The organism is Thermomonospora cellulosilytica (genome assembly GCF_014138835.1).
GTDB classification, from domain to species: domain Bacteria; phylum Actinomycetota; class Actinomycetes; order Streptosporangiales; family Streptosporangiaceae; genus Thermomonospora; species Thermomonospora amylolytica.
The window spans coordinates 37,522-62,956 of record NZ_JACJII010000001.1; the positions used below are offsets into that span (position 1 = coordinate 37,522).

The following is a 25,435-nucleotide window of genomic DNA, read 5'->3' on the forward strand; positions in this document are numbered from 1 at the left end:
GCGCCAGGCTCAAGCGCAGCATCCTGAGGTCGATCACTCCCCACCTGTGAGCAGCGCCTCGGCCGGACACGCCTCCCACAAGAGCGAGACCAGTGCACCCGCGGACGTGACGGCGACGGTGCGAGCCCGGCCGGTCAGCCGGCGGCGGACTCGGGCGGAACGGCGGTGGAGCGCACCTCGTCGAGGACGGTGATGAGAACCTCGACGTCCGCCTCGGGGAAGATGGCTTCGGGACCACCGGGAGCGCGATGCGTGAACGGAGCCTCGTAGAGGTCGTCCACCTTCACGATCCCGTTGCGGCTGAGCGAGTCGATCAGCAGGTTCAGGAAGTCCATCTGCTGGGACGACAGCTTCCGCCCCTCCATGAAGCGGGCGAACGCCTCCACTGCGGCCTGCCGGTCCAGCCCGGTCAGCGACCGCAGGAACAGTCCGAAGTGCCCGTCGTGCTCCGCCCGGACGCGTTCGATGTCCTCCTCGGTGCCGAACGCCGACTCCAGGAACACCTTCTCCAGTTCGGTCAGGTCGGCGGTGGTGATCTGCCGGTTGCGGCGCAGCTTCTGCACCGCGAGGTTGTCCTCGTGGCTACGCAGGTACGTGCGGACCCGCGCCTCGAAGCGGCTGCGGTCGCCCATGACGCCCATGCCCTGCAGTTCCAGCACCGACAGGTCGCCGAGCGTGTCCTGCACGTCCAGGTACACCGCCTTGCGGCGGCGCCGGTCCACGTGCCGGACCAGCCCCCGCACGCGGCGGCGCATGGCCTCCAGCATGGGCGCGGTGACGTCCTGCCACCATTCCTCGCCCGCCAGCGCCTCCAGCAGCTCCAGTTGCTCGGCCACCGCCGGGATGGCGGTCTTGTCCAGCAGGCCCGAGGCGATCTCCTGCACCCTGGCGCGCAGCCCGTCGAACGCGGGGTCGCCGGTCAGCACGGTCAGTTGCAGCCGCAGCGCCAGCAGGTCGAACTGCTTGGCCTCCACCCCGTCGCCCTCGTCGTTCGCGCTGGGCAACGCGGCCAGATGCTCGGCTATCTCGGCGACCACGCTCTCGGTGAGCCGCTGCCAGCTCTCCGGGTTGCTGTAGGTCTGCACCTGCCGGCGGTGCGGGCGGACCAGGAAGTTGTCGGGGTTCATGCCGAGCACCTGCAGCCGCAGTCGGTCGGCCAGCGCCCAGCGCAGGTCACCGGGACCGGCGGTGCCATCCGGAATGTCGTCGGGCAGCGGAGGCGGCGGCGACTGGGCGTCCAGTGCGCGCAGCACGTCCAGCCGGGCGCGGAAGATCTTCTCGCTGATCGACCGGGCCACCGCTCCCTCGGCGGCCTTGAGCCCGGCGTTGAAGAACTCCGCGTTCCGGCACAGGTCGAAGATGAGAAAGTGGGTCTTGTCCTGGTCGGGGCCGAACAGGTCCGGGCGCAGCCGAGTCCCCCGCCCGAGCATCTGCCAGAACTTGGTGCGCGAGTACACCGGCTTGGCGAACACCAGGTTCACCACCTCCGGCACGTCGATCCCGGTGTCGAGCATGTCCACGGAGATCGCGATCTGCGGCATCTTCTCCGGCTGGGAGAAGTCATCGATCAGGCTCTGCGCGTAGTTCTGCTGCGCGGTGATGACCTGCGCGAACCGGCCTTTGTACTGCGGGTACGCGACGTTGAACCGCTCGGCGATGAACTCGGCGTGCTTGACGTTCCGGGCGAAGATGATCGTCTTTCCGATGTCGCGGTCGCCCACCTTGATGCCCTGCTCCATCAGGACCTCGAGCATCTTGTCCACGGTGTCGGCGTTGAACAGGTACTTGTTCAGCTCGTCGGCGCTGACCTCGTCGGGGACGTTTCCCTCCTCGTCCCACTCGGCGGCCTCCCAGGCCTCCTTCTCCTCCTCCGACAGCTCGTCGTACCGGACGCCGCGCTGCATGAACGTCAGCGTAACGCTCATCAGCACCGGCTTGACCAGGTATCCGTCCTCGATCGCCTCGTCCAGGTCGTAGACGTCGGTCGGCTCGCCCTCGTTGAGCTGGAAGCGCCGGTAGGTGTTGCGGTCGATCTCGTCGCGCGGCGTGGCGGTCAGCCCCACCAGCGGCGCGTCGAAGTAGTCCAGCAGCGCCCCGTACTTGGCGTAGATGGTGCGGTGCGCCTCGTCCACCACCACCAGGTCGAAGTGGCCGACGCCGAACCGCCGCACGTCCCCGTCGAACGTGTCGATCATTCCCATCATCGTCTGATACGTCGACACGTAGACCCGGGCGCTGGGGTCCTCCCGGTCCTCCAGCAGGTTGATCGTCGGGACGCTCTCCAGGTGGGTCTTGAACGCGGCGGTCGCCTGCCGCACCAGCGCCTTGCGGTCGGCCAGGAACAGCACCCGCTTGACCCATCCGGCCCGCATCAGCAGGTCGACCAGCGCGATGACCGTACGGGTCTTGCCCGTCCCGGTCGCCATCACCAGCAGCGCGTGCCGCCGCCGTTCCTGCTCCAGCGCCTCGGCCACCCGCGTGATGGCCCGCACCTGGTAGTAGCGCTCGACGATCTTCCCGTTGATCTCGTCGGAGCTCAGCGGCCGGCGGGTGGTCCGCCGCTGGACCATCAGCCGCAGCTCGTCCTTGGTGTAGAAGCCCTGCACCTGCCGGGGCGGGTCGTTCACGTCGTCCCAGAGGTGGATCTCGTAGCCGTTGGTCGCGAAGATCACCGGCCGCTGTCCGAACTTCGCCTCCAGGCAGTCGGCGTACAGCTTGGCCTGGTGCAGCCCCGCCGTCGCCTCCCTGCCGGTGCGCTTGGCCTCTACGACGCCGAGCGGCTTGCCGTCGTCGTCCCACAGCACATAGTCCACGAACCCGTTGCCGGACGGCGACGCGGTCTCGGGCAGCCCGGTCACCGGGTACTCGCGGTCCTCGGGCTTGTCGAGCCGCCACCCGGCCTCCTTGAGCAGCAGGTCGATCAGCAGGCGGCGGGTGTCGGCCTCGTTGTAGTCGTGGGTGTCGGCGACGGCGGCGTTGGCCTCCTTGGCGGCCTTGATCTCCTCGCGCAGCCGCTTGATCTCGGCGTCGAGCTCAGTGGCCTTACGGCGGGCGTCCAGCAGCTCGCCCTGCTGCTGCTCGAACTCCTCGGCCTTGGCCTGCAGCTCGGCCTGCAACTGCCGGCGCACCGCGGCGGGCTGCGGCCGGGGGATCAGCGCCCGGTCGAACGCCAGCCCGTCCGCCGGGAGATTGGCCTTGTCGCGGGTGTAGCGCCGGGCGATCCAGTACATGACGTGGAACAGTTCCGCCACGACCCGGACCGCGTCGCCCTCCCGCACCTGCCCCGAACCGTGCACGGCGATGTTGCCCTGCCGCCGGATCAGATCCATCTTCGTCCGGATCATTGATCCGACGAGGCGTGCCATCGTCGGTTCGGCTATCTTCGCCGCCAGATCGTTGCGATGCGGCAGCCGCAACGTGCTGTCGGCCTCATAAAGCCAGTTGACTGCCTGCTCCAGGCACCGCCGCGCGTAAAAGCAGGAGGTCCGAGGATCGGCCACGGCCAGCCGTTCCGCCTGAACGGCCTCGGCGTGCAGTTCGGCCCACTCTGCCTGCAAGAACTCAAAGTTGCCCACGCGAAACCCACCCCTGGAGGTCCCCACCCGTCAGGTCACGTCGGCCCCGATCGTCTCACAAATCCCCCCGGAACGCCCGCTGTTGCAGCGAACCGAACAACTCGTCCAACCCGGCCAGGTGCGCGCGATGAGTCGCCTCCAGCCGCCGAACAGCCTCGACACGAGACGAAAATTGTTCCTGAAGATCCAGCGGCGGAACTATCACCCGCACCGCCTCGACCATCTTTTGATTGATCTTATAAATGCCGCTCGTAGTACGCGCCACCGACTCTATCTGACGTCGCACAAAGGGCATACCCCATAGAGATTCTATAAAATTCGGCAGCAGGCGGCGCCGATCCACGCGAGCAGCAATGACAGTATCAGGAAAGGTGACATCCACCATGCTCCGCGACGGAAAAAAGCCACGCCCAACAAGGGCAATATTCCCGCTTCCTCGACAGATCAAAAGGTCTCGAGAATCCACCGACTGTCTCGCAGGCGGAGCCATATAAAATAGTGCCGACTTAACAGATTTATCATTGAACCGACTTCCTGTGATCGCAGAAAGCGTCAACACCTTCCCTTGCACAGAACCATCACTAGACGGCGACACCCCATTTCTCGGCGGCATATCTAGAAGATCGCCGAATGACCATACTGGCCAACTATGTGGATTTTTAATCGGGTCACCGAACATGTCGAGGAAGATGGATCGCGCCAGCTCATCGAGCAGGTCGATGGCCCCTCGCCGCCTTTCCCGGACTCGGTCGGCTTGATCGAGAACCGACACTATGCGGTCTTGCTCACTGCGGCCGGGCATGGGAACTGGAAGAGCCAGGAAAACGTCTTGCGGAAGGCTGCGCCTCCGCGCTGTGGTGCCGCGCAGGCGAGAGACATAGTATGACAGAGCTCTCGGCGACCGCAGGTACCTCTGCAGGTAGTTTCTGTTCACCCGGTCGGGGGCGATGAGATCCCATATGCTGTAAGCTGGACTGACGACAGCCTTGGGATATTTGTTCTGGAAGGCTAGTACACCCTCGTCTATCGGGAAACCGACCACGAGCTGCCCACGGGTCACCACCTTGTACGCCGACAAGTCGGCACTGGCGACCCGCTTTTTAAATTTCTCCTCTTGATCGACCAGGCCATGGCGCATGGTGATGGACAGGATCGGGTATTCGCCATCGCCGGCACGGGGCGGCTGCGCAGGCTTGATAATCTCACCTAGGGCGACGACGTTCATCCCAGCAGCCCCTTGAGGTCAGAGATATCCTGTTGAATGTCGGACTCGATGCGTTCGAGTTCTTCGAGGATCTCCATAGGTGCGCGGTGTTCCGCCTCTTCATACGCGACCTCCTTGTAGCGGGTAATGCTGAGGTCGTAGTCCTGGGCTGCGATGTCTTCCTTGGGTACGCAGAAGCTCTGATCGGTGCGGGCGCGCTGTAGCTCGGTGGTGGTGCGCCGGGTCCAACGGGTGAGGACGTCGGGAAGGTTGTTCTTGGCGTGGTCGGCCTCGTCTAGGGGAGCGGACGGTCTGAGCCCCAGCTTGTTCTGGGGCAGTAGCGGAGCGCGCTTGTCGTCGAGGCTGTAGCCGTCCGCGGCGACGTCATAGAACCAGACGTTATCCGTGCCGCCGGAGTCGGTACGGGTGAAGAACAGGATGGCGGTGGAGACCCCGGCGTACGGCTTGAAGACACCGCTGGGGAGCTTGACGACGGCGTCGAGCTTGTGGCCCTCGACCAGGAGCCTGCGCAGGTCCTTGTGGGCCTTGGTGGAGCCGAAGAGGACGCCCTCAGGGACGATAACGGCGGCCCGGCCGCCGGGCTTGAGCAGGCGGAGGAACAGGGCCAGGAAGAGGAGTTCGGTCTTCTTGGTCTTGACGACCTTGAGCAGGGCGTTGGAGGTCCGCTCGTAGTCGAGGCTTCCGGCGAACGGCGGGTTCGCCAGGATCAGGGAATAGCGGTCGCTGTCGTCGTCGTCCGGGGACAGGGGCTCGGCGAGGGAGTCGCGATAGCGGATGTCGGGCTGTTCGACCTCGTGCAGCAGCATGTTCATGCTGGCGATGCGGAGCATCGTGCGGTCGAAGTCGAAGCCGTGGAACATGCTGGCGTTGAAGTGCCGGCGCTGGTTCCGCTCCAGCAGGGCCTCGGCGTGGGTCTCGCTGACGTAGCGGGCCGCCTCCATCAGGAAGCCAGCGGTGCCGCAGGCCGGGTCGCAGATCTCGTCCTGCGGGGTGGGCGTGGTCATGGCGACCATGAGCTGGATGATGTGCCGCGGGGTGCGGAACTGGCCGTTCTGACCGGCGGTGGCGATCTTGCTGAGCATGTACTCGTACAGGTCGCCCTTGGTGTCCCGGTCGCCGAGCGGGATGGTGTTGATCATCTCGACGGCCTTGGCCAGCAGGTTCGGCGTCGGGATGGTGAAGCGGGCGTCCCGCATGTGGTGGGAGTAGGTGGACTGATCGCCGCCCAGCCGACGCAGCCAGGGGAACACGCCGTCGCGCACCAGCGTGTACATGGTTTCGGGGTGCTCGCCGGTGAAGTTCTTCCAGCGCAGCTTCTGCGAGTCCGGGTCATCGCCGTAGATCGGGTCCTCGACCGGCTTGCCCGTACGGGTGGCCTTGTTCTCCTTGGCCGTCTGGATGTCGTCCAGGCGTCGGATGAACATCAGGTAGGTGATCTGCTCGATCACCTCGAGGGGGTTGGAGATGCCTCCGGACCAGAAGGCGTCCCAGAGGCGATCGATCTTGCTCTTCAGTTCACCCGTAATCACGCGGGCCAGCGTAGCGACACCCACCGACGGCCGTGCCCGTTCCGGCTCAGTCCCTGGTCAGACCGGCGGCCGGGCGGTGCTCGCCGGGCCTGCCCCGGGGCCAGGACGTCGGTGGTCTGCGCCGGGGCGGGGCATGTCGGGCGTGGAGGCCGTCGGTTCCCGGGGTGGACGGAATGCGCGGCGGACTCGCGGACACGACATCCGCAGTCGGGCCGCGGCGGCGTGTCGGGCGTCGCGGTCGGCGGTCCGTCGTTTGGTTGCGGGCTGGGCTTCAGTCGTCGACCAGGAACTTGATGAAGATGATGAGCGCGCCGATCGAGAGGTTGAACAGGCCCGTCATGACCGCCCCGACCGGCCGCGCGCCCATCCGCATCCCGCCGACCAGGCCCCACAGGAACAGCCCCGCGGTGTTGGCCATGGCCGACGCCAGCAACGCGGCCCCGAGCGTCAGCAGGCCGAGGGCGGACAGGCAGATGAGGACCAGCGGGAGGACGGCGGACGACAACAGCGGAGCGGTGACATAGACCATGCGGCGCCGGTCCCGGCCGTACGGATGGGCGCCGTGGACGATCCGGTAGACCTGCCAGTCGGCACTGAGCATCGCCGCCCACAGACCCACAGCGGTGATCACGACCACCAGCGCGGCGTCCGCGTGGGATATGTCCGGGGACCGGAAGAGCCCCATGAGAACGGCGACGATGGTGATCGTCGCGTAGATCCGTTCCTTCAGCCGCTCCGCCTGCGTCTCCGTCAGCGGCGCGGCCCATAACAGCCCCTCACCCGGCCTGCGATCGGCGGAATCCCCCATGATGAGCCACCCCCCGCCCCCCATTTGACTACAGGCGTCACAGCGTCACCGGTCAGGGGTCCCAGCGGCTTCTTGCCGTCCACGGAGACAAGAACGACGAACGGCCGGACCAACCGGATGCGGTAACCGACACGGACGCCGCCCGCCCGACACCAGCTCTCGCGCCCGGCCCCGAAGGCTCGCCAGCGCGGACCGGCTCTGTCCGGAGAACCCTGGACAGGACACGCCGGTCCACACCGCGTCAGAGGTCGTGACGGCCGGACTTGACCTCATCGAGCAAAGCGGCGAAGTCCCGCTTGCCAACCCGAAGGTGCCCGGTGGCCTGCACCGTGTAGTCGCCGGGGCTCACAGCCATGGGCAGCGCACCAATATCGCCTACTCCCAGTGTCGGCCTTGTGGTTGCGCCCAGCCTCTGCGCAGGCCGGCGAGAGTCTGATCAGGAGGTGGAGCCAGGCCAGCTTGTAGGAAACCTCCACGTCGCAGGATCCACCTGCTTCCACTGGCCGCGCGGAGGGCTTGCGATCCCCCCGACGTACAGCTTTTGATACACCGACAATCCCGTGCCGGAGTACGGCTGGCTCTTGGGCGCGTAGGAACTCACCCTGAAGGGCTGACCATTGTGGTCGATGACCTGAGTCCTCTCCTTTCCGTCGGAGAGGAGCCTGGCTTCAATACGGAACTCGCAGTATCGGGATTCTGTGGCGCCGACGATGTGCAGGACGATGCTCTCGTCAGGCGCCAGAACAATGGTCTTCTCAGTGAAGTAAGGGCCGCCCCAGGCATCGCTTTCATCGATGATGCGAGCATGCGGATTGGGCTGGTCAAGGTCGAACCCCACCTTGACGGTGGGGTCTTCGCCTGCTGGAGGCGACAGGGCCAGCGCACCAGTCAGCGGAGCCTTGCACTTACTGAGAGCACGCATTTCCATAATTCGGACCGGCTTGACGGCGTTGCCCCGCAGAGCGATTTTTGCGTGCGTCGCCCGAGGGTCAACTCCTCCGCGTTCACGGAACCACTGGGCCAGTGCGTCACGGTCTGTGGCGGCCAGTTGATTCACCCGCGACAGTTGTTCGCCGGTGAGTTGCACCGGTTCGGCGAACAACCATGAGAAGCCTTCCTCCTCGGTGCGCACTGGGGTAACCGAATCCACGAGCGCCCAATTACCCGCACGGTCCGTGGCCTTGGTCGGACGAGGACTGTCCCATCCAAGCTGCCTGTTCGCGCCGGTGCTGAGGACATTACCCAGGACTGTGGCCACCACCGCCGTGAAGATGGCCACGACCGTCGTCCCGATGGCCCACCGCGCTCTGCGGCTCGACCGCCCTGTCGCAGTTCCTCCAGCCGGGTGGCGGCGAGGGAGCCGGCGAGCCGGCCGTCCGGTCATGAATTCACCTCAAAAACCACGAACGTACCTTGCCGAAAAAGCGTCGCTTGCGTGCAGGAAGCATTGATTTTGCCGGCTGACCGAAGGATCCCATCGGCAATCGGCTTGTGCCGCTTCGACTCGTTGATGGTTGGCAGCGCGGCAACACGGCGGATAGCGGCTTCACCCCTCCGTCGGCGCGGGAGCGGCGGGCTTGAGTGCTTGTAGGACTTCTTGGTGGAAGCGGTCCACGGCGGTGTCGATGCTGCGGATGAATCCTGTCTCTTCGGCTCCGCGCTTGGTGCCCATTCCGGTCGAGAGGGTGAGGCGGAAGGAGGAGATCTCTCCGGTCTCCGGTATGAGCAGGCCGGGTTCTGGCCGGGCGCTGCCGAGCAGTTCGCAGGGGCCGGTGGTCTGTCCGGGGGCGAGCGCTTCGATGCGCAGTTCCGGGGGTGCCTCGGTCAACTGGCGCAGCAGCCACTGGACGCGGGACAGCGGACGGGTGCGTTCGGCGGCCTGGACTTCGACGGTGGTCTCGATCTGGCCGGTGCGCAGGTCGGCGTCGATCCGGACGGGGTTGGGGGCGCTGGGGATACGGATCTCGGCGCTCATCCGTCCGGTCTCGACCAGGGAGGCCACGGTCTGCATGCGACGGACGGCCGAGTCGTCGCTGCGCCTTCGGCGCATGACCGGGGCCACGTTGAGGCCGGTCTCACCGCTCAGGCGCAGGCACAGTTGCCGGATCAGCTTCTCCCAGTTCTCCGCGACCTGCATGGCGCGCTTGTCGCCGATCCGGAGGGTGCCGGCGGTGATGGAGTTGCGCACCGGCACCCAGGCCGGTCCCATGTCCTGGAAACCATGGCAGCCGGCGTTGACCTGGCGCAGGTAGTGGAGCAGTTCGCCCAGCAGCCAGGCGTGGACCGGATTGTCGAGGCCGTGGTGGTGGCAGAGCATGTGCGCCTCGTGGGCGACCTCGGCCCAGGACAGATGGCGCAGGGCGACCTTTTTGAGCTTGCGCCTGTCGACGGTGAGCGGGTGCTCGTCGTCGAGGGCGATGTCGTTGGACAGCGTGATGACGGTCTCGTAGCCGTTCCTGGCCGCCACGGTCAGGTACGACTCGACCTGGTCGACCTTGAGGGGGTTGCCGCCGGTCTTGGTCTCGACCAGCGCGGTCCAGATGCGACCGGCCCGGGCCACCCGGATGACGCCGTCGGGGCGGACGTTGGTCTCGGCGTGTTTGAAGGAGGCTTCGGTGAAAGTCTGGATCGTTCCGGCGGGTGCGTTGAAGCGGGCGGTCAGCCGCCTGCCGAACTCGGGCACCTGCGCCATCACCGACAGCAGGGTCGAGGTGGCCCGGGCCTCCCGTTCCTGGTCGTTGCGCAGACCGGTGACCGAGAACAGGCGGGCGCTCTGCCAGGAGGGGTGCTCGGCGAGGTTCACCTTCGCCGCCTTGACCAGGGTGCTCTTCTTCTTGGCCGTCCGAACCCGACCGGCTCGGCTGCGCTCCTTCGGCTCCGCGGGCTTGTCCGAACCCGCCTGCGGGGCGGGAGCCGGCACTGGCTCGGCCGGTGCCCCGTCGGCAGGCACCGGCGTGTTCTCCGGGGGAGACTCCTGGTGCGGTTCGTCGTCGCTGTCGTCGACGTTGATGCCGAAGTCGGTGGCCAGACCACTCAGACCGGACTCGTATCCCTGACCGACGGCACGGAACTTCCATTCGCCGTTACGGCGGTAAAGCTCCCCGAAGACGAACGCGGTCTCCGTGCCGGCGTCGGTGATGTCGAACGCCAGCAGGCGTTCCCCGGAACTGTCGGAAAGGGCCAGCCGTAGATCGTTCAGATCACCGAACGTGGCCCCCGCATACCGGCTCGCGGACACGACGACGCGTTCGATCTCGGCGGGCAGCATCTCCAAGTCCAGCAGGATGCGGTCCTCACTGCCGCTGCCGGTCGGGGACTTGCCGAGCAACTGTACGGCGCCGTCGGCGCCGGTCGGCTGATTGTAGAAGACGAAGTCCTGATCGTTGCGGACTCTCCCGTCGGCACCCAGCAGCAGCACCGACACGTCGGCCTCCCCGGCGCCGGAAGGATCCGTCCAGCCCAGAGTGAGAGTGATCGAACCCGTCGCCTCACTCAGGCTGGACAGGCCGACATTGGCGCCTTTGATCATTTGCTGCACGGACTCCCCCGCTCGTGAAGTGAACGCGACATGGCGCATCGCGCAACGACCTGACCGAGCCCCCCGAAACGGCAAGATCAGCGGAATCCGGTGGTGGACCTTCATCACCCGAATGCGCAGAGGAGACCTTAACCCCCAGAAGCTCCGGATAAGGACGATGCATCCGAGCTGTGACATGCCGACCCAGCACAAGATCGAAGAATACGATCTTGCGCTGGCCGCACCGGGTGCCCGCCATGGGCCGCCGATCGTCACGCCTACCGGAGAAACCGCTGGTGAACGGGGATGCCAACCAAGATCGAAGCTTTCGTCGAAGGCTCGTCCACCGTCCCGCACGGTGCCGTGACCGGATGCCGACGGCGCTGACGTCTCGATGGGGTGATCAGAATGTGGCTTGTTCGGTAGGCGTCCTGTCCGCCGCCGTGGCGTTCATTCTGGCCGGGCGGTGTTACAGGTCGTGCTTGCCTGACTTGATGACGGCCAGGAGGGCCGACAGCTCGTGGCGGTCCAGGAGGAGGAGCGGGCCGGTGGGGTGCTTGCTGTCGCGGATGGCAAGAACGTCGCGTACGGCGGCCGGCTCAACACAGTCGCCGTGGCGGGCACCGCTATGGCTGCTCTTGCGCCATGTCCTACTGTTCACGTTCGCCAGGACAGCCAGTTCGACGCAGTTGATCTGGTCGGGGCCGCAGTAGGTGCTCCTGCGCCAGCGCAAGGGCAGGACGTTGTTCATGACACTCCGTTCATGTGGCAGATGGCCTCTTGGGCGAGGACCGCGCAGGTCCGATCCACATGGTGGGAGGTGGCATGTGCCGCGGGTAGGCGCGTCGGGGCTTCAGTGTTGTCCCCGGCGGGACAGCGCGTTCATTGCACGGAAGGTGAATACGGTCGGGCGTTGCCATTTCGGCTCGGCCTTCGCCGTGATTCGCCGCCCGGCATCCCCGACATGAAAAAACCAAGCCGGGGCCTGGTCCTCTGAACTCGTCGTCGTGTCAGAGGTCGTGACGGCCGGACTTGACCTCGGCGAGGCGGATCGTCGCCGAACTCGAACGCCCCATGGCCCTGGTCGAGTCCGCCGTCCTCCCGTCCCGGTCCCGCCCCGTTGCGCAGAACGGGGACGGGACATGGGCGCCGCCGGTGCGCCGTTCGCGTTGAGTGCTTCCCTGCCGGTGGGCTGGGACGATGCCAGGCCGTCCGTAGCCGGTCCCGCCGATTTCGGCGAAAAGGGTTCGGTGGCCGCGCCGTGACCCAGCACACTGCGGGGGTGGCTGAGTGGCGGGTCGCGGGGTTCCGCGAGATCCGGGAGCTGGGGCGGGGCGGGCAGGGCCGGGTCGTGCTGGCCGCCCACGAGGAGTCGGGGACGCCGGTGGCCGTCAAGTACCTGGCCGCCGGGGCTGGGGAGGCGGACCGGGACGAGTTCGAGCACGAGGCGCGGATGCTGGGGCAGGTCGACAGCCCGCACGTCGCCCGGCTCTACCGGCTGGTGCGCGGCGAGCACGGCACGGCGATCGTGATGGAGGCCGTGGACGGGGTCTCGCTCAAGCGGATCCTGGCCGAGCACGGGGCGCTGGAGCCGGAGGCCGCCCTGACCGTGCTGAAGGGGTCGCTGCTGGGGCTGGCCGCCGCGCACCACCTGGGCGTCGTCCACCGCGACTACAAGCCCGCCAACGTGATCGTACGGGCGGACGGGCTCAGCAAGCTGATCGACTTCGGCGTCGCCCGGTACATGGGCGAGGCGGGCGGCGGGGGCACCCCGGCCTACATGGCGCCCGAGCAGTGGCGGTCGGAGCCCGTCACGCCGGTGACCGATGTGTACGCGGCGACCTGCGTGTTCTTCGAGTGCGTGACCGGGCGGCGGCCGTTCGCGGGCGACGGGATCGCGGAGCTGAGGCGGCTGCACCTGACCGCGCCGGTGCCGGTGGCGGGCGTTCCGGAGCCGCTGCGCCCGCTGGTCGCCAAGGGGATGGCCAAGAGCCCGTGGGAACGGCCGGCGGGCGCGGCGGCGTTCGTCGAGGAACTGGAGAGCGTCGCGTCGGCCGCGTTCGGGGCGCAGTGGGAGGAGCGTGGGGTGCGCGTCCTGGCCGGGGCGGCAGCCGCCCTGGCGGCGCTGTTCCCGCTCACCGCGCTCGGCCTGGCCTCCTCGGGTGTGCTGGCGGCCGGATCCGGAGGCGCGGGCGCCGCGGCGGGTGCGGCGGCGCACGGAACCGCCGGGGCGACGGCGGCGGGGTCGGCGGGCACGGGGCTGGTCGGCGTGGCCGGGGCCAAGGGCGCCGCCGCCGTCGCCGGTACCGCGGTGCTCGCCGTCACCGCCGGCACCGCCGTCTACGTCACCCGCGACGAGCCGCCCCCGCCGCTCACGGTCACCCTGGCCGCCCACCAGGAAGCCGCGACGTCCCTCCCGTTCCGGGTGACCGGGCAGCTCGTCCGCGTTCGGGGCGGCGCGGACCCGGCGCTGACCCGGCGGATCAACGGCGCGCTGCGCGCCCCGGTGGACGCCCGCGCGGCCGAGTTGCGCGACGCGCTGGCCCGCTTCCCGGGCGATCCCTCGACCCCCCTGGACACCACCATGAGGGTCACGCCCTCGGTACGGCTGAGCGGCCCGCAATACCTTTCGGTCCGCTACGACTTCGCGCCCGATTCGCGGGCGCTCTGGCATTCCACCTGGCATGTCGACCGCACGGTCACCGTCGATCTGCGGACCGGCGCCGTGCTGCGGCCGTCCGACCACCTGGCGCCCTCGGCGCGCGGCCAGGCGGGCCTGTCGGCGCTCAGACTGCTGCTGCGGGAGTTCGGCACCGGCACCTGCTTCGCCGACCAGCCGCCGGAGATCGGCGTCCGCCACCTGGACGACGCCGCGATCCAGTTCGCGCTCACCGAGCGCCACCTGGAGGTGCTGCCGGACGGGCCGGCGCTCGGTCTCTCGACCGCCTGCAGCCAGCCCACGATCGCCATCCCCTACGAGCGGGCCGCCGCCCTCCTCCGGCCCGAGGTGCTCAAGGCGATCCCCCGCCCTTCACCTTCCTGAGCGGCCCGTTCGGCGGTCGCGCGGAACGGCGCGTGTCACCGGCCTCACATCGCGCCGGGCGTCGTTGGCCCGTGCCGGCCGGGGAAGATCCTGTCCCATGAACATCGATCTTTCCGGCAGGACGGCCCTGGTCACCGGCTCCACCCAGGGCATCGGAGCGGCCATCGCGACCGGCCTGGCGCGGGCCGGTGCGCATGTGGGGGTGAACGGGCGTTCCGCCGAGAAGGTGGACGCCGCCGTGGCGCGGCTGCGCGAGGAGGTGCCCGGAGCGCAGGTCACCGGAGTGGCCGCCGACGTCGCCACCGAGGACGGCGCCGGCCGGGTCCTCGAGGCGCTGCCCGACGTCGACGTCCTGGTCAACAACCTCGGCATCTTCGGCGCCGCCCCGGCGCTGGAGATCACCGACGACGAGTGGCGGCGCTACTTCGATGTGAACGTGCTGGCCGCGGTCCGGCTGACCCGGGCGTACCTGCCCGGCATGATGCGCCGGGGCTGGGGGCGGGTGCAGTACGTGGCCAGCGACTCGGCGATCGTGATCCCGGCGGAGATGATCCACTACGGGATGACCAAGACGGCGCTGCTGGCGGTGTCGCGCGGCTTCGCCAAGGAGGCCGCCGGCACCGGCGTCACGGTCAACTCGGTGATCGCCGGGCCGACCCACACCGGCGGGGTCGAGGACTTCGTGTACTCGCTGGTGGACCGGGACCTGCCGTGGGAGGAGGCGCAGCGGGCGTTCATGCGCGAGCACCGCCCCCAGTCGCTGCTGCAACGGCTGATCGAGCCGGAGGAGATCGCCAACATGGTCGTCTACCTCGCCTCCCCGCTCGCCTCGGCCACCACCGGCGGCGCACTGCGCGTCGACGGCGGCTACGTGGACGCCATCGTGCCCTGACGCCGCGGGCTCGATCACTCCCCGCAAGGCCCCGCCCAGCGGGGCCTTGCGACGTCTTCGCCCATACGGGGACGTTTCGCCTTCCCCTCGTGAGGTACGCCGTGCAGACCAAATCCAAATCCACCGACGGTTCTGGTGAACGTCTGCGAACGCAAGGCCCCGCAGGCCGCGCCACGAGCCCACGTACCGAGGACGGGACGCGCCGGAAGCAGCACCGCGCCGTACGAGTCCCGTCAGAGGGGGGTGAAGACGATCATCGCGGCACTGGTCGTCCCGCTGGCGGCGTTGATCGGCCTACTGCTCATGCAACGACTGGAGGCGACCCTGCTCCCTCCCGCCGCCGCACCCGAAGACCTCACGACCCCACCCGAACCCGATCCACCGCCGAGGCCCCACGAGCACCCGGCCCCGCGCCCCCGGCACCACGGCGTCCACTACACCCCCGCCGGATGCGCCCATCCCCGGCACCGGACCCACGCCCGCCCCCGCCGCAGGCACCATCACCCCCTGCCGGCCGACCCCCCGGCCCTCAAGGCCAGAACGACCCCCCACTGACCCCCGCAAGGTGCCCGCGAAAACGGCGGCACCGTCACAAGCCCACAACAGCACCCACTGCCGGCCGGCATCCGGCGACCCCGACGCCAGGCGACCGGCGGCAAAATGCAAAAGGGCCTGCGACGGCGACGATGCCATCACGGGCCGAAATTCCGATGCCGAGAAAGTGCCCGTTCGGTGCTGCGGTCGTTCCGGCCGAGAAAGGCCGCCGGTGGCGTTATCCGCCGTCCGGTCACGGGCGACGGCGTGCAGCCCGGCGACGCGTGCCCAGGGCCGGCCGGGTGCACGGTGCAGCGGAATGCCGCACACCCGGCGGGCGGAGGTCGTCACGGCCGGTTCAGGCGACCGCGGCGGAGCCCTACGGGGGCGAGGACCGCCTGAGCCGCCCTCCTGCAAGCCGCCGGACGGGCGATCACGCCGAGACGGCGTCCTGCATGGCGTCGGCGGCCGGGTCGCGGCCCTCCCACAGGGCGGTCAGGGCGGTGGCCGACATGACCCGCACCCCCACCCCGATGCAGCTCTCGTCCACGTCGAAGTCGCCGCGGTGCAGGTCGTACTCCTCGGTGGAGCCGGGCGTGCGGACGCCCAGCCGGGCCAGCGCGCCCGGGATGGACTCCAGGTACCAGCCGAAGTCCTCGCCGCCCAGGCTCTGCGGGGTCGGCACCGGGGCGTCCTCGCCGAGCATCAGCGTGGCGGCGTCACGGAACATCTGCACGCTGCCGGCCTCGTTCACGGTCGGGGGCACGCCCCGCACGTACTCCAGCGAGGCCTCCACGTCGTAGGCGGCGGCCACCGACTGCAGCAGCGCCTTCATCATCTCCGGCGCCTTGTGCCAGGCCTCGTCGTCCAGGCAGCGCACGGTGCCCTCGGCGATGCCGTCGTCGGGGATGGCGTTGGCCACCGACCCGGCGGCCACCCGCCCCCACACCAGCGACAGGCTGGAACGCGGGTCGACCCGGCGGGACAGCGCGGCGGGCAGCTCGGTGACGATCTTGGCCAGCGCGTACACCAGGTCGGCGGTCAGATGCGGCCGGGCGGTGTGCCCGCCGGGACCGGTGACCTTGACGTACACCTTGTCGCAGGCGGCGGTGATCGGCCCGGCCCGCAACCCCAGCCGGCCCACCTCGATCCGCGGGTCGCAGTGCAGCGCGAACACCCGGTCCACCCCGGCCAGCCCGCCGGCGGCCATCACGTCCAGGGCGCCGCCCGGGTTCTCCTCGGCGGGCTGGAACAGCAGCCGCACCCGGCCCGGCAGCAGCCCCGCGGCGGCCTGCTGGGCCAGGAACAGCCCGGTGCCCAGCACGATCGCGGTGTGCACGTCGTGCCCGCAGGCGTGCGCCACCCCCGGAACGGTCGACCGGTAGGGCACGTCCTTCTCGTCCATCAGCGGCAGCGCGTCGATGTCGGCGCGCAGCGCCACCGTGGGGCCGTCCGCCGGCCCGATGTCACAGATCACCCCGGTGCCCTTGGGCAGCACCCGGGGCCGCAGCCCGGCCTCGGTCAGCGCGGCGACGATCTGCCCGGTGGTGCGCCGCTCGGCGTAACCGAGCTCGGGATGCATGTGCAGGTCGCGGCGGAACGCGATCAGCCGCTGGTCCTGCTGCCCCAGAAAGGCGTCGAGCTGCATCTGCAGCGCAGCGCCGTCCCACGGCGTCGCACCACCACCGGACCGCGGCGGATCGGCCGCGGCCGCAGGCTCAAGCCCGGGCATCACCCCGGGTCCCGGCTGCGTCATGTGTGCCCCCTGTGCGTCGTCGTCCTCGCCGCCCGGCGGCGCCGGGCGAGGAGCGGTTCGTCGGTGCGAGGACGGGTGGGAGCCCGCCGGATCGCTCCGGCGGGCCGAACCATGCTCATCTATCTCATCCGCCGCAGGCGTCCTGTTTGTTCCCGCCGCGCGCGGCCGGGCGGCGTGCGGCCCGGGAGCGCCGCCGTCAGCCTCCGCCATGCGCCACCTCCCGCGGCCCCACGAACCTGTCCTCGGCGAGCTCGGTGACGGCCGCGCCGACCAGGTCCTCCAGGGTGCCGCCCTCGGCGCGGATGGCGCGCTGGCGCTCGTACGGGGCGCCCTGGTCGAGGACCTCCCCGGCGACCTTGAGGTGCTCGGCGCAGCCGAGCCGGTCGGCCACGGGCTCGAGTTCCCTGATGAGCTCGTACAGATCGTCGCGGAGCGGGGTGGTGCTCCCGCGGTCATCGGTGATCACGATGGCGTCCAGGCCGTGGCGCGTGGCCCGCCACTTGTTGTCCCGCACGACCCATGCGGCCGGTCTCGGAAGAGTGTATCCGCGATCCAATTGCTGGTCGAAGAGGGTGACCAGGCACTGGCACAGCGCGGCGGCCATGCCGACCTCGCGCAGGGTGGGGATGCCGTCGAACATCCGGATCTCGACGGTGCCGAAGTCCGGATGCGGGCGGACGTCCCACCACACCTCCTTGATGCTGCGGATGGTGCCGGCCCGCAGCAGCGTGGCCATGTACTCGGAGAACTCGTCCCAGTCCGCCAGCAGGTGCGGCGGCCCGGCGGTGGGGAGCTGTCCGAACACCATCGCCCGGGCCGAGGCCAGACCGGTGTCGTGCCCCTTCCAGTACGGGCTGGAGGCGGTGAGCGCCAGGAAGTGCGGCAGATAGGCGGCCAGGGCGTTGACGATCGGGACGACCTTGTCCCGGTCGCCGACGCCCACATGGACGTGCACGCCGAAGGTCTGGATCCGGCGGGCCGGCCACTGCACCTGCTCGACCAGGTCGATGTAGCGCTGGACCGGCGACAGCACCGCGTCCCGCCAGTCGCTGATCGGGTGGGTGCCGGTGCAGGCCAGCTCGATGCCGCGGGCCCGGGTCACCTCGCGCAGCGCGTCGATGCTGGCGGCCAGGTCCGCGACGGCCTCGCCGACCGTGTGGCAGATGTCGGTCACGACCTCGACGGTCGACTCCATGATCTCGTGGCGCAGCCGGGGGAACCGCCCCTGCTCGCTGAGCGCGGGCAGCGCGGCGATCACCTGGCGCGCCTCCTGGCGAAGGTGCCTGGTCTGCGCGTCGACGAGCTGGAGTTCCCATTCCACGCCCAGCGTCGCGCCCCGCGATGCGGCGAACTCAATGGCCACGGCCAACCTCCATGCACAATCCTTGCAGGTCGATGCCTGGCACGTGGCGCAATTGGGCCAGCGCATCCCTAAGCCCGGACAAACGCGAGCCCGGGCCACGGACCCCACCATCATGCGACGTCCCGCCGCCCCGCACGGGCCGCCCCGCGCCGTCCGTACCACAGTTGACCCCACCGGGCCGCCGCCCCGCGCCGGGCCTCATCCTTTCCGGCCACCCGGCGGTCCTCGGAACACCACCCGAACGCACTAGTCAGCCTGTCCCCGATTCGGGCCGCAATGCCCGCATGACCGGCTACGGAGCGTTCATGGACGGTTCCTCACCCAACTCTGGCGGCCCGGCGGGCGTCTGTCGAGACAGCCGGGGGTACCCGCAGACCCGGATGGTCACCTAGTCTTCGGCGGAGCCATGAGAATCACCAGACGCGCTGCGTTCGCGCTCACCGTGCCGCTGCTGGCGGCGCCCGTCGCCGCCCCGCCGGCCGCCCACGCGGCGCCGGGCGGCGAGCCCGTCGGCGGCCCCCGCATGGGCGAGCGGGGGCTGGTCGTCAACCCCGCGCAGGGGGTCAAGGGGCCGCCCAAGGTGGCGGCGGGCTCGTTCATCGTCGCCGACGCCGGCACCGGGCAGGTGCTGGCGGCCAAGGACCCGCACGGGCACTACCTGCCGGCCAGCGCGCTGAAGATGCTGACCGCCGTGGCGCTGATCCCGAAGCTGGACCCGAACGCCACCGTCCGGCCCACCCAGGAGACCTGCGACGTCGAGGGCAGCAAGGTCGGGATGTCGCCCAAGCTGACCTACCGGGTCTCCGACCTGTTCCACGCCCTGCTGATGGTCTCCGGCAACGACGCGGCGCTGGCCCTGGCGCAGGCGGCGGGCGGGGTGCGGCCCACCCTGGACCTGATGAACGCCGAGGCCCGGCGGCTGCAGGCCTACGACACCCTGGCCGGGTCGCCGAACGGGCTGGACAAGGACCTCGGGCTGACCGTCCGGACCCAGCACACCTCGGCGTACGACCTGGCGCTGATCATGCGGCAGGGGCTGAAGATGCCGCGGCTGCGCGAGTATGCGGGCAAGAACCACCACCGGTGGATCGCCCCGCCGACCAAGGCCGAGCGCAAGAAGGGCAAGAAGATCGGCGGCTACCCGATCTACTCGCACATCCGGCTGCTGCCCGGCCAGCGGTACGCCTACGAGGGGTTCATCGGCGGCAAGAACGGCTTCACCCTCGCCGCCGGGCAGACCTTCGTGGGCGCGGCCGAGCGCGACGGCCGGACGATCATCGTGGCGCTGATGCGCGGCGAGAACCTGTGGCCCGACACCACCAAGCTGCTGGACTGGGGCTTCGCGGCGGCCGGGAAGGTCGACCCGGTGGGCCGGCTGGTGGACCCGGTGCCGCCCAGGACCGAGAAGAAGGAGGACGACGGGCTGCTGCCCGGCACCGACCTGCTGGCCGACGACGCGTCCGGGCGCAACTGGCTCCCGGCGGCGGGCGCGTTCGGCGGCGCGGCCGTGGTCGCCGGCGGGCTGTTCGCCCTGCTGCGCCGTCGCGGCCGGGACGAGGAGGCGCGCGTGCCCGCCCAGAGCAGGCCGCCGTCCGCGTTCGGCGCGGAGGCCGGGCAGCACCCCCAGGACGCGGCGGACGAGACCAGGAGCTAGCGGGCGTCGGCGGCGGTCGGCTCCTGCGCGACCGCCGGCTCGCAGGCCTTGTCGGCCTTGTCGGCCTTGTCGGCCTTGTCGGCCTTGTTGGCCTCGTTGTCGGCGTCCGCGCGCAGCACCACCCGCCGGGTCGCCGTCCACGCCGCGGCGAACAGCACGAACCGGGACACCACGTCGATCCACACCAGCAGCCCGGCCACCACGGCGAACGAGGCGTACACCGGGTTGGCGGCGGTGTGCGAGACCAGCACCGTCCCGATCAGCTTGAGGATCTCGAGCCCGACCGCGCCGAACAGCGCGCCGCGCACGATGGTCCGCCACGCCGCGTGGGTGCCCGACAGCCGGGAGAACAGCACCAGGAAGATCAGCGTGTTGAAGCCGACCGCCACCCCGACCGACAGCAGCCGCAGCGCGGTGCCCGCCCCGGGGACCTGGTCCAGCCCCACCCAGCCCAGCACGACGTGGGTGGTCTGGGTGGTGACCGTGGACACCGCCACCGACAGGATCAGCGTGACGCCCAGGAACGCCAGCGCCCCCGCGTCGTACAGCTTCTTGAGAAAGAAGTTCGCGCCCCCGGTGGGGTCGCCCAGCCAGATGTCGCGCAGCGCCTCCCGCAGCGCGTTCATCACCCCCAGCCCGGTGACCAGCAGGCCGACCAGGCCGATCGCGCTGGCGGTGCCCCGGGCCTGCGCGACCCGCTCGACCTGCAGCTCGGCGGTGATCCCGGGCAGCAGCTCGGCGATCGCCCGGACCAGGTAGTCGCGGGCCACCTCGCTGACCCCGACCGCGTAGCCCAGCATCGCGTACGCCAGCGCCACCAGCGGGAAGAACGACAGGAAGCCGTAGAAGGTGATCGCCGCGGCCAGCCGGTCCCCGCGCTGGTCCTGGTAGCGGCGCAGCGCCCGGACCAGGTGGTCCAGCCACGGCCAGCGGCGGCGGCGCTCGCGCAGCACCTCGTTCAGCCCGTTCCAGCCCGCCTCCGCACGCCGCCGCACCCGGTCGATCACCCGCACCATGAAGGTCATGTACCCACCGTGAACGGGTCAACCTAGGCCCGGTGCGGGCCCGCCGCCCCCGAGCCGAACACGTAGTCCCGCAGCGGGCGCCACACCCCGTCGGGGCCGTGCTCGTACAGCGAGAAACCCCAGACGGTGAACTCGGCCCGGTAGTCGGCCAGCTCCTTGAACGCCCGGTCCAGCACCTCCTCGGGGAGGTCGTGGGCGACCGTGACGTGCGGGTGGTAGGGGTAGAGCAGGGGGCGGGTCAGCGGGCCGCTGCGGACCTTGGCCTCCAGCCGTTCGCAGCCGCCGATGCCGTCCTTGAGGGCGATGAACACCACCGGCGAGACCGGCCGGAACGTGGCGGTCCCGTCCAGCAGGATGCGGAAGCTCTGCTCGCTCTCGGCGACCAGCCGCAGATGCTCCTCGATCTCCGGCAGCCGCCGCTCGTTCACCTCGGTCGGCGGCAGGAGCGTGATGTGCGTCGGGATGGAACGTGCCAGCCGGTCGCCGAACGACTCCCGCCAGCGCTGCAGCGTCGGGCCGTACGGGTCGGGGATCGGGATCGCCACCCCGATCATGCGCGCCCCGGGCGCCCGCGGCACGGCCGGCAGGCCTCCCGTCAGCGTGTCCTCACCGGTCACGTCCCACGAATCCCACGCGTTCGCGCACGACCTCCATGGTCCGCGCGGCCACCGCGCCGGCGCGGGCGGCCCCGTCGGCGAGGATGCGGTCGAGCTGCTTTTCGTCGGCGAGCAGCCGCTCGGTGCGCTCCCGGATGGGGGTGAACGTGTCGACCAGGAGCTGGGCCAGGTCCTTCTTGAGCTGCCCGTAGCCGTGCCCGGCGTACCGCCGCTCCAGCTCGGCGACCGGCACGCCCTCCAGCGCGGCGTAGATCCGCAGCAGGTTGGAGATCCCGGGCTTGTTCTCCGCGTCGAAGACGATCTCGGTGCCGGTGTCGGTGACCGCGCGCATGATCTTCTTGCGCATCGGGCCGGGGTCCTCCAGCACCTCGACGATGCCCTGCGGGCTGGACGCCGACTTGCTCATCTTGATCGTCGGCTCCTGCAGGTCGGTGATCTTGGCCGCGGTCTCCGGGATGTAGGCCTCCGGCACCACGAACGTCTCGCCGAACCGGTGGTTGAACCGCTGCGCCAGGTCCCGGGTCAGCTCCAGGTGCTGGCGCTGGTCCTCGCCCACCGGCACCTGCAGCCGCTGCCCCTTCCCGGGCTCGGGGGTGTAGAGCAGGATGTCGGCGGCCATCAGGATCGGGTACGTGAACAGCCCCACGCTGGTGGCCGACGCCCCGTACTTGGCGGACTTGTCCTTGAACTGCGTCATCCGGCTGGCCTCGCCGTACCCGGTGATGCAGCCCAGCACCCAGGCCAGCTCGGCGTGCTCGGGCACGTGGCTCTGGACGAACAGCGTCGAGCGCTCCGGGTCCACGCCCATCGCCAGCAACTGGGCGGCGGCGACCTTGCTGCGGCGGCGCAGCGCCTCCGGCGAGTGCTCCACCGTGATCGCGTGCATGTCCACGACGCAGTAGAACGCGTCGTGGGTGTCCTGCAGGGCCACCCACTGCCGCAGCGCGCCCAGGTAGTTGCCCAGGTGGAACGAGTCGGCGGTGGGCTGGATGCCGGACAGGACGCGTGGCGCTGCAGTGGACATGTGCACGATTCGATTCTGTCAGTGACCTGGGTGCGTTCCCCACATCATATTCGTCCGCGTTGTTCTCCAACGTCGGGGCGGCGCGGGCCGGCGATCATCGCCTCCCGCCGGCGCGGGCCGGGCTACCCTTGAGTCCCCCGCTCGCCCTGGCCGTTCCACCATGGAGGAGATCTCGTGAAACTGCTCGTCACCGGAGGCGCCGGCTACATCGGCAGCGTGGTCGCGGCCCAGCTGCTGGAGGCGGGGCACCGGGTGGTCGTGCTGGACGACCTGTCGACCGGCCACGCCGACGCCGTGCCGGAGGGCGCCGAGCTGGTGCGCGGCACGTTGCGGGACAAGGCGCTGGAGGTGCTGGAGGGGGCCGGGTTCGACGCGGTGCTGCACTTCGCGGCCAAGTCCCTGGTCGGCGAGTCGGTGGAGCGGCCCGGCCTGTACTGGGACCGCAACCTGGGCGAGTCGCTGGCGCTGCTGGACGCGATGCGGGAGACCGGGGTGGACCGGATCGTGTTCTCCTCCACCGCGGCGACCTACGGGGAGCCGGAGCGCACCCCGATCCTGGAGACCGACCCGACCCGCCCGACCAACCCGTACGGGGCGACCAAGCTGGCGATCGACGCCACGCTGACCGAGTTCGCCCGGCTGTACGGGATCGGCGGGGTGTCGCTGCGGTACTTCAACGTGGCGGGCGCGTACGGCCGGTTCGGCGAGCGGCACACGGTGGAGACCCATCTGATCCCGAACGTGCTGGCGGTGGCGGCGGGCACGCGCGAGTCGGTGAACGTGTTCGGGGAGGACTACCCGACGCCCGACGGCACCTGCGTCCGCGACTACATCCACGTGGTGGACCTGGGCCGGGCGCACCTGCTGGCGCTGGAGGCCTGCACGCCGGGCACCCACCGGATCTACAACCTGGGCAACGGGAACGGCTTCTCGGTGCGCGAGGTCATCGAGGTGTGCCGGGAGGTGACCGGCCACCCGATCCCGGCGAACGTGGGGCCGCGCCGGCCGGGCGACCCGGCGGTGCTGGTGGCCTCCTCGGAGAAGATCCAGTCGGAGCTGGGCTGGAAGCCCGAGCACGACCTGCGCCAGATGGTCTCCGACGCCTGGGCGTTCCTGCAGTCGCGGGCGTGAACCACACGGCGGCGGCGTTCGAGGACGCTTACGGGCGTTCTCCCGAGGGGGTGTGGCACGCCCCGGGCCGGGTCAACCTGATCGGGGAGCACACCGACTACAACGACGGGCTGGTGCTGCCGTTCGCGCTCCCGCGGGGCGTGTCGGTGGCGGCGGCCCGCCGTGACGACGGGGTGCTGGAGCTGCGGTCGTTGCAGGCCGCCGCCTCGGGGTGCCGGGTCCGGATCGACGACCTCGCGCCGGGGGCGGTGGACGGCTGGGCCGTGTACCCGGCGGGGGTCGCCTGGGCGCTGCGGGAGCACGGCGTCGGCGGCGCGTCGCTGCTGGTCGACTCCGACCTGCCGCAGGGCGCGGGGCTGTCCTCGTCGGCGGCGCTGGAGTGCGCGACCGCGCTGGCGCTGTGCGACCTGTACGGGGTGGAGCCGGACCGGGCGGAGCTGGCCCGGCTGGCGCAGCGGGCGGAGAACGAGTTCGCCGGGGTGCCGTGCGGGATCATGGACCAGTCGGCGTCGCTGCTGTGCACCGCCGGGCACGCCCTGCTGCTGGACTGCCGCAGCGGCCTGTCCGCCCAGGTCCCGCTGCCGCTGGGCGAGGACCTGTCGCTGCTGGTCGTCGACACCCGCGCCGCGCACGCGCTGACCGGCGGCGAGTACGCGGCCCGGCGCGCCGAGTGCGAGCAGGCGGCCAGGCTGCTGGGGGTGGACTCCCTCCGGGACGTGACCGACCTGCCGTCCGCCCTGGAGTCGTTGCGGGCCGCCCGGCGTCCGCGGTCGTTCCTGCGGCGTTCCGGCGGCCCGGACGCGGCGGTGCTGCAGCGCCGTGTCCAGCACGTCGTCACCGAGAACCACCGGGTGGAGGCGGTCGTGGGGCTGCTGCGGGCGGGGGCGCTCGCCGAGGTCGGCGCCATCCTCACCGCCTGCCACCTGTCGCTGCGCGACCAGTTCGAGGTCTCCTGGCCGGAGGCCGACACGGCGGTGGACGCCGCGCTCCGGGCCGGTGCCCGCGGCGGCCGGATGGTGGGCGGCGGTTTCGGCGGCTCGATCATCGTCCTGACCGCCGCCGACCGGCTGGACGCCGTGCGCGACTCCATCACCGCCGCGTACGCCGAACGCGGCTGGGCCGCCCCCGCCTTCCTGGACGCCGTGCCGTCCGCGGGGGCCCGCCGCCTGTCCTGAGCCCCGGGCGGCGCGGCGGCGTTCAGCGGAGGCGGCGGCGGCCCATGGTCACCAGCACGTCCCGCAGTGCGTCGGCGGCCCTGCGAACGGTCTCGTCCGGGACGCCGGACAGCATGTCCTCGTACACGCGCCCCGACGTCTCCAGCGCCGCCTCGCACACGCGCAGGCCCTCGGGGGTGAGCCGGACCCAGCGGCTGCGCTTGTCGCCGGTGTCGGACTCGCGTTCCACGTGGCCGGCGCGTTCCAGGCGTTGCAGCATGTTGCTGATGCCGCCGGTGGTCAGCAGCAGCGCCCTGGCCAGGTCGCCGGGCTTGAGGCGGTACGGCTCGCCGACCCGGCGCAGCGTGGCCAGCACGTCGAACTCGGCGTAGGTCAGGCCCAGCTCGGCCAGGTCGGGGCGGAGCGCCTGCTCCAACAGCAGTGCCAGGCGGGAGGCCCGCTTGCCGAGCTCGAGGTTCGCGATCAGCGAGGGGGACAGGCCGTCCCGCTCCCAGACGGGGACCAGCCCGTCGATCTCGTCCGCACCGTGCCGCACGGTGACGAGGGTATCCGCCGGATCAATTGCTT

General features: G+C 70.2%; 18 protein-coding genes and 1 pseudogene. 6 read left to right on the plus strand and 13 right to left on the minus strand.

Annotated features, from left to right (window positions below; translation table 11 throughout):
- Positions 1–134: 134 nt before the first annotated feature.
- The 7 genes and pseudogenes from HNR21_RS00195 to HNR21_RS00225 all read right to left on the minus strand — a co-directional run bounded on the left by HNR21_RS00195 (position 135) and on the right by HNR21_RS00225 (position 11,405).
- Entirely contained in the window at positions 135–3,557 is a 3,423-nt protein-coding gene (locus HNR21_RS00195) for a DEAD/DEAH box helicase family protein (protein ID WP_246441893.1), read from the minus strand.
- 73 nt (positions 3,558–3,630) lie between these two features.
- Positions 3,631–4,800 (minus strand): restriction endonuclease subunit S domain-containing protein, encoded by a 1,170-nt coding sequence (locus HNR21_RS00200; RefSeq protein WP_182703585.1) that lies wholly within the window; start codon positions 4,798–4,800, stop codon positions 3,631–3,633.
- Positions 4,797–6,329, minus strand: coding sequence for a type I restriction-modification system subunit M (locus HNR21_RS00205; RefSeq protein ID WP_182703586.1), 1,533 nt, complete (start codon positions 6,327–6,329; stop codon positions 4,797–4,799). The genes HNR21_RS00200 and HNR21_RS00205 overlap by 4 nt, the downstream gene beginning before the upstream one ends.
- 271 nt (positions 6,330–6,600) lie before the next feature.
- Positions 6,601–7,137 carry a hypothetical protein gene (locus HNR21_RS00210; RefSeq protein ID WP_182703587.1) on the minus strand — a complete coding sequence of 179 codons (537 nt, stop codon included), beginning with the start codon at positions 7,135–7,137 and terminating at the stop codon, positions 6,601–6,603.
- A 436-nt stretch (positions 7,138–7,573) separates the two neighbouring features.
- Complete coding sequence (locus HNR21_RS00215) at positions 7,574–8,416, minus strand: hypothetical protein (protein ID WP_182703588.1); 843 nt, start codon at positions 8,414–8,416, stop codon at positions 7,574–7,576.
- 1,722 nt (positions 8,417–10,138) lie between these two features.
- Positions 10,139–10,852 (minus strand): annotated as a pseudogene (locus tag HNR21_RS36720) (TerD family protein); the annotation flags it as partial.
- Between the two features lie 271 nt (positions 10,853–11,123).
- Complete coding sequence (locus HNR21_RS00225) at positions 11,124–11,405, minus strand: DUF397 domain-containing protein (RefSeq protein WP_182703589.1); 282 nt, start codon at positions 11,403–11,405, stop codon at positions 11,124–11,126.
- Between the two features lie 531 nt (positions 11,406–11,936).
- Here HNR21_RS00225 and HNR21_RS00230 point away from each other — a divergent pair.
- The 3 genes from HNR21_RS00230 to HNR21_RS00240 all read left to right on the plus strand — a co-directional run bounded on the left by HNR21_RS00230 (position 11,937) and on the right by HNR21_RS00240 (position 15,144).
- Positions 11,937–13,697, plus strand: a complete 1,761-nt coding sequence (locus HNR21_RS00230) for a serine/threonine-protein kinase (protein ID WP_182703590.1) — start codon at positions 11,937–11,939, stop codon at positions 13,695–13,697.
- Between the two features lie 97 nt (positions 13,698–13,794).
- Positions 13,795–14,589, plus strand: coding sequence for an SDR family NAD(P)-dependent oxidoreductase (locus HNR21_RS00235; RefSeq protein WP_182703591.1), 795 nt, complete (start codon positions 13,795–13,797; stop codon positions 14,587–14,589).
- 243 nt (positions 14,590–14,832) lie between these two features.
- Entirely contained in the window at positions 14,833–15,144 is a 312-nt protein-coding gene (locus HNR21_RS00240) for a hypothetical protein (RefSeq protein ID WP_182703592.1), read from the plus strand.
- 412 nt (positions 15,145–15,556) lie between these two features.
- Here HNR21_RS00240 and HNR21_RS00245 read toward each other — a convergent pair whose 3' ends face one another.
- A complete protein-coding gene (locus tag HNR21_RS00245) occupies positions 15,557–16,771 on the minus strand; it encodes an amidohydrolase (protein WP_119728536.1) in 1,215 nt (404 codons plus the stop codon).
- Positions 16,772–17,075: 304 nt separating this feature from the next.
- Positions 17,076–18,242 carry a glutamate--cysteine ligase gene (locus HNR21_RS00250; protein WP_182703593.1) on the minus strand — a complete coding sequence of 389 codons (1,167 nt, stop codon included), beginning with the start codon at positions 18,240–18,242 and terminating at the stop codon, positions 17,076–17,078.
- A gap of 406 nt (positions 18,243–18,648) precedes the next feature.
- Here HNR21_RS00250 and HNR21_RS00255 point away from each other — a divergent pair, with 406 nt between their 5' ends.
- Positions 18,649–19,896, plus strand: coding sequence for a D-alanyl-D-alanine carboxypeptidase family protein (locus HNR21_RS00255; protein WP_182703594.1), 1,248 nt, complete (start codon positions 18,649–18,651; stop codon positions 19,894–19,896).
- Here the strand turns inward: HNR21_RS00255 and HNR21_RS00260 are convergent.
- From HNR21_RS00260 to trpS, 3 genes are read right to left on the minus strand one after another with little or no spacing between them, the layout of a single operon-like run.
- Positions 19,893–20,921: a YihY/virulence factor BrkB family protein gene (locus HNR21_RS00260; protein WP_246441897.1), complete on the minus strand. Its 1,029-nt coding sequence runs from the start codon at positions 20,919–20,921 to the stop codon at positions 19,893–19,895. The two genes, HNR21_RS00255 and HNR21_RS00260, sit on opposite strands and share 4 nt — an antisense overlap.
- A 23-nt stretch (positions 20,922–20,944) precedes the next feature.
- Positions 20,945–21,538, minus strand: a complete 594-nt coding sequence (locus HNR21_RS00265) for a 2'-5' RNA ligase family protein (protein ID WP_312880751.1) — start codon at positions 21,536–21,538, stop codon at positions 20,945–20,947.
- Positions 21,528–22,562: a tryptophan--tRNA ligase gene (gene trpS / locus HNR21_RS00270; RefSeq protein WP_182703595.1), complete on the minus strand. Its 1,035-nt coding sequence runs from the start codon at positions 22,560–22,562 to the stop codon at positions 21,528–21,530. The genes HNR21_RS00265 and trpS overlap by 11 nt, the downstream gene beginning before the upstream one ends.
- Positions 22,563–22,736: 174 nt before the next feature.
- Between trpS and galE the strand changes: the two genes are divergently transcribed.
- Together galE and galK are read left to right on the plus strand one after the other, a co-directional pair.
- Positions 22,737–23,693, plus strand: coding sequence for a UDP-glucose 4-epimerase GalE (gene galE / locus HNR21_RS00275; RefSeq protein ID WP_182703596.1), 957 nt, complete (start codon positions 22,737–22,739; stop codon positions 23,691–23,693).
- Complete coding sequence (gene galK, locus HNR21_RS00280; RefSeq protein ID WP_182703597.1) at positions 23,690–24,868, plus strand: galactokinase; 1,179 nt, start codon at positions 23,690–23,692, stop codon at positions 24,866–24,868. The genes galE and galK overlap by 4 nt, the downstream gene beginning before the upstream one ends.
- Positions 24,869–24,890: 22 nt before the next feature.
- Here the strand turns inward: galK and HNR21_RS00285 are convergent, their stop codons facing one another.
- On the minus strand, positions 24,891–25,403 hold the full coding sequence (locus HNR21_RS00285) for a MarR family winged helix-turn-helix transcriptional regulator (protein ID WP_182703598.1): 513 nt from the start codon (positions 25,401–25,403) through the stop codon (positions 24,891–24,893).
- Positions 25,404–25,435 lie beyond the last annotated feature (32 nt).